Raw genomic sequence first — 14,760 nt, forward strand, 5'->3', positions numbered from 1 at the left:
CGGCCGACGCCCCCACCCGGCCGTCACGCCTTGGGGGCGCGGATCCGCTCGGGCAGTTCGAAGTCCTCGCTCGGGACCGCCACCTGCCCGGTGTCGACGAGGCCGGTGCAGCGGCCGTTCTCGACGCGAGCGAGAACGGGCTCGAAGTAGGAGCCGTACCCGGTGTCGCCCCAGGTGGTGAGCTCCACGCACGGGACACCGTCGAGGATCGCGTCCGGGCGGGTGCCGGTGACCGCCAGTTCGATGGCGCCGGCGGCGGGGTCGTAGGAGGACAGGGGCAGCTCGAACAGGCGGTCGCCGAGGCGCGCCACCCAGGTGCGGCCCCAGCCCGCGCTGTACGTGCCCTCAACGATCCCCGCGACCTGCTCCGCCGTCATCTCCTCACCGCCGATGGTGACGGAGGGCTGGTCGGCGAGCTCCTTCGGGCGGGGTCGGCCGACGGCTGCTCCGCCGCCCGCGGCGGCGCTTTCGAACATGTCCGCGTCGGGGGCGGGGCGCCCGGCGGCGAGCGCCAGCAGGCCCAGGATGCCGACGGCGATCTCCGATGACGGCGAGTCCGTGGACGTGCCGATGACGCTGACGCACAGGCGCGACGCGGGCACTGCCCAGGTGCGGGACAGCCCCGTGGGGAATCCACCGGAGTGGGCGAGGGCGGTGAAGCCGTGGAAGCGGCCCTGCTGGAGACCGAGACCGTAGTGCCCGCCTTCGCGCAGGGTCCACACCTTGCGGCGCATTTCGCGGCGGGACCGGTCGGTGAGCAGAGCGCTGTCGGTGAAGACACGGCCGGTGAACTCGGCGATGGACGCGGCGGTGGCCCAGAAGCCGGTGGCGGCGGCGAGTGCGCCGGTGCTGATCTGCTCAACAGCGCGGCGGTCCCCGTGGATGAGGCCCGTGTGGCCGTACGCGAACCCGTCGGCCTGCTCCGGTCCGGCGGCGCCCTCCGGGAGATCGGCGCCCAGGTGGAGGGTGCGGTCGCTGTCGCGCTCCACCTCCGCCGTGACGGGATCGAGGACGAGGTCGGTGACGGCGTCCTCGAACGACTGGCCGGTGACCGCTTCGATGGCGAGGCCGAGGAAGCCGTAGCCGATGTTGGAGTACTGCAGGTGGATGCCGGCCTCGGCGACCACGGCGCCGTCGCGCGCGATCTCGATCAGCTGAGCGCGGTCCGCGAACGGGGTCTGCAGCGCCCACCAGCGGGAGTCGGAGCTGTCGCGGGTGAGGCCCGCGGAGTGGGAGAGGAGGTCGCGGATGGTGCGGTCGGCGACAGGGGTGTCGGCGAGGTCGTCCACGAGGTCGCCGACGGCGTCGTCCAGTCGCATGCGGCCCTGCTCCACGAGCCGCATCACGGTGATGGCGGTGAACATCTTCGAATGCGAAGCGATGCGCAGGCGATGGGTGGGCAGCAGCTCGGTGCCGGTCTCGGGGTCGGCGGTGCCCTGCGCGTAGTCGAAGACGATGTCGCCGTCGTGCCAGATCGCGACCTGCAGGCCGGACAGGCGGCGCAGATCCCCGAGGGTGCTGAGCCACTGCGGCAGCTGGTCCACCACGGACTGCACCGCCTCCCGGGAGAGAGCCTCATCCTCGCGGACAAATGCGGACGTTCCGGTGGTGGCGGTGGCGGTCACGGGGGCTCCTTCGCTCATCGGTGATGGACCGGGACGATTCTCCCATGGGGACGCCGGCCCCGCAGGGTGTTCGGGCAGGTCGCCCGCACGTTCGGGGCCGCCCTGCGAACCTCCTGGTCACCGACTGTTCACCAAAGTACCCATGCGCGGGTCACATGTCCCCATCGGCAGGAATCGCAAGTGGTGCAACAGTTGTAGCCATCACCGCCCTTCCGATTCATAAGGAGCCCCTCATGAAGACCATCCGCAGCACCCGTGCCCGCGCCGCCTCTCTTGCCGCCATCGGAGTCCTGGCCCTCAGCCTCAGCGGCTGCGGCGCCCTCGGCATCGGCGGCGACCAGGACTCGGACACCGACGCCAAGCCCACGGAGGAGAGCTCCGCCCCGGCAGAGACCACCCCCGAAGAGACCACCCCCGAAGAGACCACGCCGGAGGAGACGACTCCCGAGGCGACGACTCCTGAGGAGTCCACCCCGGAGGCGACCACTCCTGCGGAGACCACCCCGGCGGAGACCACCCCGGCGGCCCCCACCACGGATGACTCCTCCGCGGACCCCGACAAGGAGCCGAGCACTGACGAGATGGCCAAGGGCATGGAGAAGATGACCGCTGAGGCCGGCTACTCCCGCGAGAAGTTCAAGGAGAGCGGCATCTCGGACGAGAAGATCGACAACTACTTCACGTGCATTGTCGAAGAGTCCGCCCCGTCGCTGAGCCCGAAGCTGAAGCGCGCCATCGCCGACGGTGACTCCAACGCCCCGCTTTCCCCGGAGGAGAAGAAGGTGCTGAACTCCGCGATCGACACCTGCGTGAGCAAGACCATCGGCTGATCCCGGCCATCCCCTTTTTCCACCTCCTCAACCCAAAGGAGAACATCATGATCACCACCACCCGTCGCGCCATCGCCGCCCTGGGCGCCAGCCTCGTCCTTGCCGGCAGCCTCGCCGCGTGCGGCTCGGAGCCGTCCGAGGCGGAGCTCGCCAAGGGCATGGAGAAGATGATGGCCGCCGAAGGCTTCGACCGCGCCAAGCTCAAGGAGTCCGGCATCACGGACGAGCAGATCGACGAGTTCTACACCTGCATCGCCAAGGAAGTGAAGCCGAACGTCTCCAGCCGCGGCCAGAAGCTCATCGCTGAGGGCGACGGCGAATCCAAGGTCAGTGACGAGGACTACAAGGCTGTGGAGAAGGCGGCCGACGGCTGCGCCTCCAAGATCATCGGCTGACCCGGGCCATCGACGGTCACTGACACGAACTCGGAACCCGTCGGCCTCCCCCTTTCTCTTCCTGTGGGAGGCGACGGGTTCTTCTATGCCCGGGGTCCGGCCGTCCCCGCATCAGCGGGAGGCGTGATCAGATGCCCAGACTCTGTTCATGGCACGGTCAGGCTGGCATGGAACAGTCGGCCCGTTCCCGGAACAATCCACTGATACAGGAGAGAACCGAATTGAGCACCACCATCCGCACCCACGGCAAGAAGATCGTCGCGCTGAGCGCTACGGGCCTGCTGGCCCTCGGCCTGGCTGCGTGCGGCGATGACAAGAAGGACGAGAAGCCCGCGGAGTCGAGCTCGTCGTCCTCGCAGCCGGCGGACACCACGCAGGACGCTGGGGCGTCTGACGCCGGGGGTGCATCCGATGCCGGCGGCGCCTCTGATGCCGGTGGCGCGTCGGATGCCGGTGGCGCGTCCGATGCGGGCGGTGCTTCTGACGCGGGCGGCGCCGCAGCCGGCCCCACCTCCAAGGAGGACTACACCGACGGCTTCATCAAGATCATGAAGGCGCAGGGCATGGCGGACCAGATGAAGGCCGCCGGCCTGAACGACAAGCAGGTCGATGACCTCCTGAAGTGCAGCGCCGAGAAGTCCTTCCCGGAGATGTCCGACGGGGTGAAGGCGGCGCTGGCCACCGGCGATCCGCAGACCCCGGCGCAGGTCACCCAGGAGGAGCAGCAGGCGCTCGCCACCGCCACCCAGACCTGTGTCTCGGAGCTCGGCCTGGACAAGGCCCTCCAGCAGAACCAGGGCGGCCAGGGCCAGGCACCCGGCGGTGACGGTCAGGCCCCCGGTGACGGCCAGGACTCCGGCAAGGGCGGCAACTGATCTCCCCACCCGGCTGATCGGCCCAGTCACCTGACCGGCGCCGACGCCCCCGTTGCGACACGTACCCCGCTCGGCACTGCCCGGGCGGGGTACTGTCATGTGGCCCCGACCCCGTCGAGACGCGGACGATCATCGCCGCAGAAGAGGGCGAGAAGATCGCCACCATCCCGGACGCCGACAACACCCTGGTGGAGAACGCGATCGACGCCTGCGCCGTCGAACTGGTCTCCTGACCGCAGGCGGGCACCAGCCTGACGGGCCTGCCGCATGGGCACTCCTGCACCCGCTGTCGGCGTGACTGCCCGTCGTGCCGTCTCTAGGCTGGGGACAGACGCCGGGCAGTGGGCCCGGCACCTGAGAAGAGGGGGACGCGATGCGTACTCGACCGCTCACTGCACGTCTGGCCTCCGTCGGCGCCGCGGCAGTGCTCACCATCAGCCTGGCCGCCTGCGGCGGCTCCACCACCGAAGGCCGGGGCACGGAGGAGCCGACGACGACGCCGACCATCACCTCCCCACCGAAGGAGACCAGCCCCGCTGAGGACGCCGACGCTGGCGACCGCAAGGACGCGTCGGCCGACGGGAAGCGCGCCACCGGCGCTAAGCCCCCGCGCGGTGACGACCTCGACGGCACCACCGGCACCGACGAGGGCGGCGGCACTGACAAGGCCACCCCAACCCCGGTGGACCCGAAGGACGTCCCATCCAAGGATGAGTTCTCCGCATACCTGGTGAAGCAGCTGCGCACCGCCGCCGAGGAGGACGGCGCCCTCGGGGAGATGAAGGCCACCGGCATTACCGACGAGCAGTTCGACCGGTTCTTCACCTGCTTCAGCGACGAGATCTACCCGCACCTGTCGGACGAGGCGAAGGTCGCGATAATGAACGGTGACACCCCGTCGGGCGAACCGCCTTCGGACGATGTGATGATGAATGCCCTCGTCACCTGCGGGAAGGATGACCCGGAGATGCTGAAGATCATGATGGAGGAGATGAAGGGATGACCCGACTCCTGCCGCGCCTGGCCTCGTGAAGGGCAGGGCGAGCGCGCGCCAACGGGTCCCGCACCCACACATGCGGAAGGCCCCGGTCCGATCCGCTGATCGGCCCGGTCACCTGACCGGCGCCGACGCCCCCGTTGGGACACGTACCCCGCTCGGCACTGCCCGGGCGGGGTACTGTCATTCCAACCCGTGTGTGCGGGCCTCCCATGCTGCTGCACTGTCGCCGCGGCACTCACCGACAGGATGTCCCCATGACTCTCCCCTTCCGCCCCCGCTCCTCCGCGCTGTTCCTCACCGCCGGTGCGCTGCTGTGCGCCTCCCTCACCGGCTGCGGCGCCATCGGCTCCCTCACCGCCGGTGGTGAGGACCCGTCGCCGTCGGCGTCGCCCGCGCCGGCGTCGACCTCCCCTCAGAAGCCGACGGATTCCGCGTCCCCGTCGGACTCCCCGTCCAGCCCCGCCGCGTCCCCCTCCAGCCCGGCCGCGTCCCCGTCCGAGTCGGCGTCGGCGAACAGCGGCGCTGCCCGGCCCGTCAGCAAGCAGGAGTACACCGACGGATTCGTGGAGACGATGCGGACGTTCACGCCGTCGCAGGAGGAGCTGAAGAAGAACGGCCTGACGCAGAAGGACATGGACGACATGTGGCGCTGCGTTGCCGACAAGACCTACGACGACATCTCCGACGAGACCCTCCAGATCATCTCCAACAAGGAGAGTGAGAAGTACGCCACCATCTCCGAGGAGGACAACACCCTCGTGGAGAACGCGATCGACGCCTGCGCCATCGACCTGGTGACGCAATGACGGCGCAATGGGCACTCCTCCACCCGGCGACCCGCTGACGGGACGCCGCATCCTCTCTACGCTGGAACCATGCGCCGGGCACCGGGCCCGGCATCAACCACGAGGAGGGTGCCATGCGCACTCGAAGGATCGCCGCCCGTCTGGCATCCGTCGGCGCCGCCGCCGTGCTCACCATCAGCCTCGCCGCCTGCGGCAGCTCCAGCACCGAGGGTGAAAGCACCACGGAGCCCGCATCGTCGCCGGCGACCACCGCGCCGCCGGAGAAGCCCAGCGAGAAGACCGACGACGCGAACTCCGACGCGTCAGCGGACCCGAGCGATGACACCGACGCATCCGATGGCGGCCCCACTGACACGAAGGCGTCGACCAGCCCCGGCGCCCCCACCGATGACGCCGACGATGACGATGACGCTGACGCTGACGATGACAAGGATGATGCGTCCGCGAAGACGGTGGATCCGAAGGACGTGCCGTCAAAGGAGGAGTTCATCGCCTCGACCGTGAAGCAGGTGCGGGCGAATTCTGCTGAGGACGGTTCGCTCGGCAAGATGAAGGAAGCCGGCATCACCGACGAGCAGTTCGACCGGTTCTTCACCTGCTTCAGCGAAGAGATCTACCCGCACCTGTCCGATGAGTCGAAGGTGGCGATCTCCAAGGGCGAGGACCTGCCAAGCAAGCCCGGCAACGAGGAGCAGATGATGACCGCCCTCGTGACCTGCGGCCAGAAGGAGCCCAAGGTGATGGAGTACATGATGAAGGCAATGGGCTGATCCCAGCGCAGACGGCTGACCGGCCAGTTCCCACTGCCGGACATGCGGAAGGCCCCGGCCCGATCTGCTGATCGGCCGGGGCCTCATCTGTGCGCAAGGGGGGACTTGAACCCCCACGCCCGCGAAGGCACACGGACCTGAACCGTGCGCGTCTACCAATTCCGCCACTTGCGCGTCTCTTCGGAGCCGGGTGTCAAGCACGACCAACGCCGAAGCATGATCAACTATAGGGCGCGCCCCGGGACTGGTCCACTCGGGCGCCACCCGCAGGCCGCACATGTGTCGTATGCCATTGTTCTGACCGTTCACCGGGCGGGCAGCACCCGTCGGCCCGCACCCCGCGCGCGGCCCGCAGCCCGGAGGCCGACAGCCGCGGTCGGCGGCGCGATCACTCGGCGGGGAACGCCTCCGTGGGGATCAGCACCGTGAGCCCCATGTCCTGCGACGGCGTCATGCCCAGGAAAGCGTAGCCCTGCCACGTGTCGCCGTGCTTCGTGGTGAACGTGCACGCCGTGGCGCTCTGCGACTGCGACAGCGGCCCCTCACAGTCCACCGCCGTCAGGTCCTTCTCCAGACCCACCTTCCCCAGGGCACTCATCGCGATCTGCTCCACGTCCGCCTTCGGCACCTCCTGGTCCACGCCGAACATGCCGCCCTGGCCGAAGGACACCACCGTCAGCTGGTTCGAATCCTGCCGATCCGCCACGAGCTGTGCGAGTTCGCTCTGCAGCGGCGTCCCCGTTGTCACCAGCGCGCCCCCGGTCTCGTCACCATCAGCGCGGGCAGTCACCATCGGCGTCACCGTCAGGACGCCCTTCCCCTCGGGGGCGCCCTTCTCCCGGCAGGTCACGGAGGCCGACGGGTCCGTCAGATCCAACGGGCCGTCACACTCAGCGCCACTGCTGTCCGGCAGGGACGATTCGATGCCGGAGGACAGCTCCTCCGGGCTCAGAGTGTCCGCGCCGTCGTCAGCGGCGATGGTGAAGAAACCGGTGGGGCCGGGCTGCGCCAGCGTCACCGCGGGAGCGCCCTTCACCTCGCCATGGGCGCCGCCGGCGTCAGATGTGCCGCCGGAGGCTCCACCATCGGACGCACCGCCATCGAACGCACCGCCGTCGGAGGCTGCAGTCCCATCCGCACCGGCCGACGGGGCCCCGCCATCGGACGAGGAGTCCTGCCCTGCGGACGTGGAGGAGTCAGTGGACGTGGAGGACGCGTCGGCCCCCTCCCCATCAGGGGTGACACCGCCGCAGCTGCTGAGCAGCAGCGCGGCGATGCCGGCACCAGCCGTGATGCCGCTGAGGCGCCGGGCGGACGAGAACGGGCTGCGGGAACGGATCGGGGTCATCAGGAGCTCCTCTCGGCGATGCCGGCGACTGTGCCGACACCCTCACAGTAGACGGGACGCCCCAGGACAGCGACGAAGGAGGCGGGCACAGCTGCGCCCGCCTCCTTCTGCTCTCGAGCACACGGCCCGGGCTTCAGTCCGTCAGCGTACGGGCCTGCTCCGCCTCCACGAACGACTCGTCGATCTCCGCAGCATCCACACGCCTGCGGAACACCGCGGCGTACGCGATCGCCATCAGCGCCACCGCCGGAACACCCAGCATCGCCGCGAGCGTCATCGACTCGACAGCGACCACGGTCGAGAACACGAAGACCAGCCCGATCAGGCCCAGCACCGCCATGACGGTGCCGCCGGGGGCGTGGAACGTCTCCAGGCCGTCGCGCGTGGGCCGGTACGCGATGTATGTGACGAGGATCAGCGCCCACACCAGCGTCACCGAGAACACCACGATCGCCATCAGCAGACCGAAGATGTTGCCGACCCCGGTCGCGGCGAGGATCGCCACCGCCACGATGAACACGATCGTCAGGCTCATCGCCGCCAGCGGCACATTGCGACGCGTGGTGTAGCGCGCGAACGCCGGGCCGAGACGGTCCACCGACAGCGAATGCATCATCCGGCTCGACGCGTACAGGTTCGCGTTCGCGGCACTCAGGGCCGCGATCAGCACCACGAAGTTCGTGATGGATGCGGCGCCCGGGATGCCGGCGTAGTCGAAGACGCGGACGAACGGGGACTGCTCGACCCCGTCGGCCTGCGCCGCCGACTGCCACGGCACCAGCGCCACCACGATGCCGATCGCCATCACGTAGAAGAACGCGAGCCGCACGATCGTGGTCTGGGCCGCCACGCGGATCGACCGCGCCGGATTCTTCGCCTCAGCGGCGGAGACGCTCAGCAGCTCGATGCCGCCGAAGGAGAACATCACGATGCTCATCGCCAGCCATACGGCACCGATGCCGTTGGGCAGGAAACCGCCGTCGTTCGTCCAGTTCTGCAGTCCCGGCGCCGGGTGGCTGCCCGTGCCCACGAACACGAAGAACAGGCCCACGATGATGAACGCGAGCACCGCGATCACCTTGATGGATGACAGGAAGAACTCGATCACGCCGAAGGAGTTCACGCTGTAGAGGTTCACCGCGATCACGGCGACGGCGAACACGAGGATGCCCCACCCGAGGTGCACCTGCGGGAACCAGTACTGCAGGTAGGTGGCGCAGGCGACCAGTTCAGCGCCGGTCACGCACAGGGTCACGAACCAGTACAGCCACCGCACCAGGTAGCCCCAGAACGGGGACAGGAACCGGGCGGCGAGGGTGCCGAAGCCGCCGCGCACGGGGTAGCGGGACGCCATCTCACCCATGGTCAGGGCGATGGTGGCGGCGATGGCGGAGCCGATCGCGAACGAGATGATGACGGCAGGTCCGGCCACGGCGATCGCCTGCCCGGACCCGAGGAACAGGCCGGTGCCGAGGGCAGAGCCCATCGCGATCATCGCCATCTGGCGGTGGGACAGCGTGCGGGAGAGGCCGACGGCGGCCGGGTCTGCGGTGGTGCTGCCCGTGCCGGGGCCGGCGACGGTGCCGGAACTCGATGCTGCGGGACGCTGCGGGTCGGACTGTGCGGAGGGATGGGATGAGCGGGTTCCCGATGAGTGGGAGCCGCCCGAGGGGGTGTCTTCGTTGTCCATCCGGCCAAAGTACCCCACGGTCACAGCTGGCGCAGGCGAATCCACCGAGGCGCCGCCGGCCCCCTGGTTCCGCCGAATCGCCGCCGGCCCCTGGTTCCGCCGAATCAACATCGGCACCACCGGCCCGATCTGCGATGTGCGCCCCTTCCCTCAGCTGGGATACCCAGATGCTCATTGCCCCCGGGATGCCGCGATGCTCACTGCCCCCGGGATGCCGCGATGCTCACTGCCGCCGTGCGCACTGCTCATCCCTGCCCCCGGGAGGGCGATCGCCAAAATTCGGAAGAATCATCCACCTCTCCAGACCCCCTCTCGAACTTGGGAAGAATCATCCACCTCAGAAGCCCTCCACGCGTGGATGATTCCCCACAAGTTCACAACCCGGAGCACAGGCGTGGATGATTCCCCGCAAGTTCAAGCCGAAGGCGCGAGCAGTGGCCCGAGCGGGGACACGGGCAACCGCCGACCGCGCGACGCGGAACCCGCGCGCAGGCATGCGAGAACCCGCCAGCAGCGGGGCCGAAGCCCCACCACCAGCGGGTTCTCAGACGATCACGCGACCAGCGTCGCTATCAGGCGCGGGCGCCCTTCGCTGCGACGACCTGGACGATGACCTTGGCATCGACCTCGTCATGCAGGTGGATCGTGACGGTGTACTCGCCGAGGGTCTTGATCGGAGCGTCGAACGCCACGGTGCGGCGGTCGATCTCGCGGTCGAAGGTCTCCTTGACGGCGTCGGCGACCTCACCGGAGGTGACGGCGCCGAACAGGCGGCCGGACTCGCCGGCGCGCTCAGCGATGACCAGCGGGCGGGTCTTCAGCAGGTCGCGCAGGGCCTGTGCGTCCTCGAGGGAAGCGATCGCACGCTTGGAGCGTGCAGCGGCCATCTGCTCGATCTGACGCTGTGCGCCCTTGGTCCACGGGGTGGCCAGGTTGCGCGGCAGCAGGAAGTTGCGTGCGTAGCCGGACTTGACCTCGACGACCTCGCCGGCAGCGCCGAGCTTGGCGACCGAGTGGGTGAGGATGAGCTTCGTGGTGGTTGCCATGTGAGTGTCTCTTCCTTTCCTGATCAGCGACCGGTGGTCGAGTAGGGCAGAAGAGCGATCTCGCGGGCGTTCTTGACGGCCTTGGCGATCTGGCGCTGCTCCTGGACGGACACGCCGGTCACACGGCGTGCGCGGATCTTGCCGCGGTCGGAGATGAACTTGCGGAGAAGTGCAGCGTCCTTGTAGTCGACCGACTCGATGCCGGCCGCCTTCAGCGGGTTCTGCTTCTTCTTCGGCTTACGAAGAACTGGCTTCGCCATCGTGGTGCTCCTTCAGCTTTCATGGAGCCCGGGGTTTCAGCCCGGGATGGGGTGAATAGGTGTGGTTGTGAACCCGTCGGGCGCCGGGGCTTCCCGGCCGGCGGACCGCTGAGGTCCGGCCGACGGATCCGTGACCGCCTCGCCGCAGCCGTCCCGGCCGCGCGTGGAGGTCATGCTGGCCGCGTGTGCGGCCGGTGAGGGATCTTAGAAGGGCGGGGGCTCTTCAGCACCGCCGGAGCCGCCCCACGGATCGACGTCCTGCGGTGCCTGACCGCCCTGGTTCTGGCCCTGACCGTAGCCGCCCTGGTTGCCGTAGCCGCCCTGGCCGCCCTGGTTCTGACCGTAGCCGCCCTGACCTCCGCCGAAGCCTCCCTGCTGACCGCCCTGGCCGCCGCCGAAGCCGCCGCCCTGGTTGCCGCCGAAGCCGCCGCCGCCACCGCCGCGCTGAACGCGGGTGGGCTTGGCCGTGGCGTAGCGCAGAGCCGGACCGATCTCATCGACATCGAGTTCGATGGTGGTGCGGTTGTTGCCGTCGCGGTCAGTGAAGGAACGCTGCTTCAAGCGGCCCTGAGCGATGACGCGGGTGCCCTTGGTGAGGGACTCGGCGACGTTCTCAGCGGCGTCGCGCCAGATGGAGCAGCGCAGGAAGAGGGCTTCGCCGTCCTTCCATTCCCCGGCCTGACGGTCGAAGGTTCGCGGAGTGGACGCGATGGTGAAGCCCGCCACGGGCACTCCGGAGTTCGTGAATCGCAGTTCGGGGTCCGCGGTCAGGTTGCCGACCACGGTGATGACGGTTTCGCCAGCCATTGCCTTCTCTTCCCTGATGAGGTTCGTGTACGGAGGTCGACTAGATCACTTGGCGTCGGTGCGCATCAGCTTGGTGCGCAGCACGGACTCGTTGAGGCCCAGCTGACGGTCGAGCTCGGCAGCGGTCTCGGGCTTGGAGACGAAGGAGAGGACCACGTAGATGCCCTCGGCCTTCTTGTTGATCTCGTAGGCGAACTTGCGCTTGCCCCAGACATCGACGTTCTCGATCTTGCCGCCCTCAGCGGGGACGACCTGCACAAGCTTCTCGAACGTGGATCCAACGGTGCGCTCGTCAATCGACGGGTCCAGGATCACAACCATCTCGTAGTTACGCATGTGTGTATACCCACCTCCTGTGGTCTATCGCGGCCACGGTCCTTCCGTGGCAGGAGGGTCATGCTGGTGGGCGAGGTCCGCCCACACGAACTCCAACCCTACCGCGCCCAGCGACCGGGCAGAAGAGCGATCGCTGGTGGCATAAGCCTCACCCGCGCGACCGGGGAGGCCGACGGGCGCCGGCAGGGGCTGACGGGTGCCGGCAACGGCGAAGGCGCCGCCCGTCCCCATGATCCCGGGGAGGGACGGCGCCTTCGCGCAGTGATGGAGCGGCACAGTGGCGAAGCAGCCCAGCGCCGCAGGAGCGGAGTCGATCAGCGCGGGGCAGTGCCGGGCGCATCAGCGGCCGGGCTGTCCGCAGTCGGCTGCGTCGCCGGAGGATCAGCAGGATCCGGTGCCGGAGCAGGGGTGGTGGGGGCGGGAGTCTTCTTCTCCTCCTCCTCGCGCTTCTTGCGCTCCTCCTCCTGCTTCTTCTTCTCCTCTTCCTGCTTCTTCTTCTCCTCTTCCTGCTTCTTCTTCTCCTCTTCCTGCTTCTTCTTCTCCTCTTCCTGCTTCTTCTTCTCTTCCTCCTGCTTCTTCTTCTCCTCTTCCTGCTTCTTCTCCTCTTCGCGCTTCTTGCGCTCCTCCTCGGTCTTCTTGTCCTGCTCCTCCTTCTGCTGGCGCTGCTCCTCCTGGCGCGCCTTCTCCTGCTCCTGGCGCTGCTGACGCTCCTTCTGGCGCTGCTCGGACACGGCCTTCTCATCAGTCTTCGAGCGCTGCTTCTGCGGCAGGTCACCCGGCGGCGGGAACTCCATGAACGGCTCGCCCTCCAGGGACGGCTTCATGATGTCCACCCAGAGCAGGGAGGGGAACGTGGCGCCGGTGATCTGATCGAACTCACCGAACGGAGTGAGGGACTCCGAGCCCTTGCCGTCCTCGGTGGGCTGGAACATGCCCACGCTCGTCACGAGCTGCGGGGTGAAGCCCACGAACCATGCGGAGTGGAACTTCTCGGAGGTGCCGGTCTTGCCGGCCACGGGGCGGCCGTCCATGTTCTGGGCGACACGGCGAGCCGACCCCTGCTGCGAGGGCGGGCCGGTCAGTGCCTCGATGGCGTTGGTGGCCACGCCCTCGTCCAGCACACGCTTGGCTTCGTCCTTCGGCTTATACCGCACGGAACCGTCGGGGTTCTTCACCTCGCGCACGATGTGCGAGGGGCGGTAGATGCCGCCGGAGGCGATGGTCGCGTACGCCTCGCCCATCTCCCGCACCGTCGGGGACGCGGTGCCGAGCACGTTGGTGACGTCGCCGTCCAGGCCCGGGGTCTTCTCCGGCAGGCCGAGCTTGATCGCGGTCTCCTTCGTGCGCTCCGGCCCCATCTCGAAGTTCAGCTGCCCGTAGGCGGTGTTGATCGAGTTGGTGGTGGCCTTCTTCAGGTCCACGCGGCCGTAGGAGGTGTTGCCGAAGTTCTTCACCTTCCAGCCGCGGATGTCCTTCGGCGAGTCGCCGTCCCACCGGGAGCGGAGGCCGTAGCCGTCCTCGAGGGCTGCGACCAGGGTGAAGGTCTTGAAGATCGAGCCGGCCTGCATGCGCGACTGGGTGGCGTCGTTGCGGCCCTGGGTGATGTAGTCCTTGCCGCCGTACATGGAGACGATCTCACCGTTGTTCGGGTCGATCGTGACCGTGCCGACATGGTTCCGCTCGGGGCGGTCCTCCGGCAGGCTGTTGACGGCGTCAACGGCGTACTGCTGCTTCTTCTTGTCGATCGTGGAGACGATGTGGTACCCGCCGGTGTCGATCTCCTCCGGGGTCAGGCCCTTCGCCTCGAGCTCCTTCTTCACCTCCGCGAGGAGGTAGCCGTTGGTGCCGCCGAAGCGGTTCTCCTTCTTCGGCTTCTTCACCTCGGGGAACTCCATCGCGTCCGCTTCCTTCTCGGTCAGCGTCTTCGTGTCGTTCACCTGGCGGGAGATCACGCGAGCCCAGCGCTGCTGCGCCATCTTCTCGTTCACCGCGGGATCCCAGGACGACGGCGCGGGGATCAGGCCCACGAGCATCGCGGCCTCGGAGTCGCTGAGGTCCTTCGCCGGCTTGTTGAAGTACGCCTGCGCGGCCGCTTCGATGCCGTACGCGCCGCGGCCGAAGTAGATGGTGTTGAGGTAGCGGGACAGGATCTCGTCCTTGGAGAGCTCCTGGTCGATCTTCAGCGCCATCACGGCCTCACGGGCCTTGCCCAGGTAGCCGGTCTGGGTGCCGGTGTGGTAGCGCTCCACGTACTGCTGGGTGATGGTGGAGCCGCCCTGCTGGGCGCCGCCGGACACGTTGTTGACGAAGGCGCGCACAATGCCCTTCGGGGACACGCCGCGGTTCTCGTAGAACGACGAGTCCTCGGACGCCACCACGGCGTCCTTCACGTTCTGCGGGATCTCGTCCGAGGGCAGGATCGTGCGGTCGATTTCGCTGAACTCACCCATCAGGGTGGTGCCGTCGGAGAAGTAGACGCGGGAGGTCTGGGCGACTGCGACGTCCGTCGGCTCCGGGACGTCGGTGCTGTTGTAGAACCACACGCCGACGCCGACACCGGCGAGGATCAGCAGGGCACCGACGAGGGCCAGCAGACGGAAGGACGGGATCCAGCGCCACAGGCCCTTCTTGCCGGCGCGGGGCCAGCCGATCATGTTGCCCTTGGGGCGGGCAGCGGCGGAACCGGCCGCGGCCGTCCCGGCGGCGCGACGGCGCCGACCACCGGCAGGGGTGCGCCTGGTGGAGGCGGCTGCGGCGCCGGCTCCGGTGCTGCGGCGACCCGACGACTCCGAACCGGGGGTGCGCACGGTGCGGCGCGATCCGCTGGCCGCCCGGCTGGGGCGGTGAGGATCCTTGCCTGACGATTTGTCGCTCACGCGGTCGATTCCTTCCGATTGATGGGAGTGATCAGAGCCTAGGTCCATTCCCTGGTGGTGAACACCTGCACCCGATTCAGTTCACACCTCATCTGC

14 protein-coding genes and 1 tRNA gene are annotated in these 14,760 nt (G+C 68.4%); 6 read left to right on the forward strand and 9 right to left on the reverse strand.

The window, feature by feature from the left end; translation table 11 throughout:
- Window positions 1-23: 23 nt before the first annotated feature.
- Entirely contained in the window at window positions 24-1,625 is a 1,602-nt protein-coding gene (locus tag R3I40_RS10225) for a serine hydrolase domain-containing protein (RefSeq protein ID WP_285261727.1), read from the reverse strand.
- A gap of 233 nt (window positions 1,626-1,858) precedes the next feature.
- Between R3I40_RS10225 and R3I40_RS10230 the strand changes: the two genes are divergently transcribed.
- The 6 genes from R3I40_RS10230 (at window position 1,859) to R3I40_RS10255 (ending at window position 6,301) form a co-directional block, all read left to right on the forward strand.
- Entirely contained in the window at window positions 1,859-2,455 is a 597-nt protein-coding gene (locus R3I40_RS10230) for a hypothetical protein (protein WP_183377133.1), read from the forward strand.
- Window positions 2,456-2,502: 47 nt separating this feature from the next.
- A complete protein-coding gene (locus R3I40_RS10235) occupies window positions 2,503-2,850 on the forward strand; it encodes a hypothetical protein (RefSeq protein ID WP_183377132.1) in 348 nt (115 codons plus the stop codon).
- Window positions 2,851-3,071: 221 nt separating this feature from the next.
- Entirely contained in the window at window positions 3,072-3,725 is a 654-nt protein-coding gene (locus R3I40_RS10240; protein ID WP_183377131.1) for a hypothetical protein, read from the forward strand.
- Window positions 3,726-4,098: 373 nt separating this feature from the next.
- Entirely contained in the window at window positions 4,099-4,728 is a 630-nt protein-coding gene (locus R3I40_RS10245) for a hypothetical protein (RefSeq protein ID WP_285261726.1), read from the forward strand.
- Between the two features lie 251 nt (window positions 4,729-4,979).
- Window positions 4,980-5,531: a hypothetical protein gene (locus R3I40_RS10250; RefSeq protein ID WP_285261725.1), complete on the forward strand. Its 552-nt coding sequence runs from the start codon at window positions 4,980-4,982 to the stop codon at window positions 5,529-5,531.
- A gap of 113 nt (window positions 5,532-5,644) precedes the next feature.
- Window positions 5,645-6,301 carry a hypothetical protein gene (locus R3I40_RS10255; RefSeq protein ID WP_239376374.1) on the forward strand — a complete coding sequence of 219 codons (657 nt, stop codon included), beginning with the start codon at window positions 5,645-5,647 and terminating at the stop codon, window positions 6,299-6,301.
- Window positions 6,302-6,391: 90 nt separating this feature from the next.
- Here R3I40_RS10255 and R3I40_RS10260 read toward each other — a convergent pair.
- The 8 genes from R3I40_RS10260 to R3I40_RS10295 form a co-directional block, all read right to left on the reverse strand.
- A tRNA-Leu gene (locus R3I40_RS10260) sits at window positions 6,392-6,475 on the reverse strand.
- 214 nt (window positions 6,476-6,689) lie between these two features.
- Window positions 6,690-7,649, reverse strand: coding sequence for a hypothetical protein (locus R3I40_RS10265; RefSeq protein WP_285261724.1), 960 nt, complete (start codon window positions 7,647-7,649; stop codon window positions 6,690-6,692).
- A 133-nt stretch (window positions 7,650-7,782) separates the two neighbouring features.
- Window positions 7,783-9,339, reverse strand: a complete 1,557-nt coding sequence (locus R3I40_RS10270) for an amino acid permease (RefSeq protein ID WP_285261723.1) — start codon at window positions 9,337-9,339, stop codon at window positions 7,783-7,785.
- Between the two features lie 572 nt (window positions 9,340-9,911).
- A complete protein-coding gene (gene rplI / locus R3I40_RS10275; RefSeq protein ID WP_183377126.1) occupies window positions 9,912-10,385 on the reverse strand; it encodes a 50S ribosomal protein L9 in 474 nt (157 codons plus the stop codon).
- A 23-nt stretch (window positions 10,386-10,408) separates the two neighbouring features.
- Window positions 10,409-10,645, reverse strand: a complete 237-nt coding sequence (gene rpsR, locus R3I40_RS10280; RefSeq protein WP_183377125.1) for a 30S ribosomal protein S18 — start codon at window positions 10,643-10,645, stop codon at window positions 10,409-10,411.
- Window positions 10,646-10,849: 204 nt separating this feature from the next.
- The gene (locus R3I40_RS10285; protein ID WP_239376382.1) at window positions 10,850-11,452 is read right to left on the reverse strand and encodes a single-stranded DNA-binding protein; all 603 of its coding nucleotides are present in this window, start codon (window positions 11,450-11,452) and stop codon (window positions 10,850-10,852) included.
- A gap of 45 nt (window positions 11,453-11,497) precedes the next feature.
- A complete protein-coding gene (rpsF, locus tag R3I40_RS10290; RefSeq protein WP_183377123.1) occupies window positions 11,498-11,788 on the reverse strand; it encodes a 30S ribosomal protein S6 in 291 nt (96 codons plus the stop codon).
- Window positions 11,789-12,102: 314 nt separating this feature from the next.
- Window positions 12,103-14,664 carry a transglycosylase domain-containing protein gene (locus tag R3I40_RS10295; protein ID WP_317699981.1) on the reverse strand — a complete coding sequence of 854 codons (2,562 nt, stop codon included), beginning with the start codon at window positions 14,662-14,664 and terminating at the stop codon, window positions 12,103-12,105.
- Between the last annotated feature and the right edge of the window lie 96 nt (window positions 14,665-14,760).

The organism is Helcobacillus massiliensis, assembly GCF_033106145.1.
GTDB lineage: Bacteria > Actinomycetota > Actinomycetes > Actinomycetales > Dermabacteraceae > Helcobacillus > Helcobacillus massiliensis.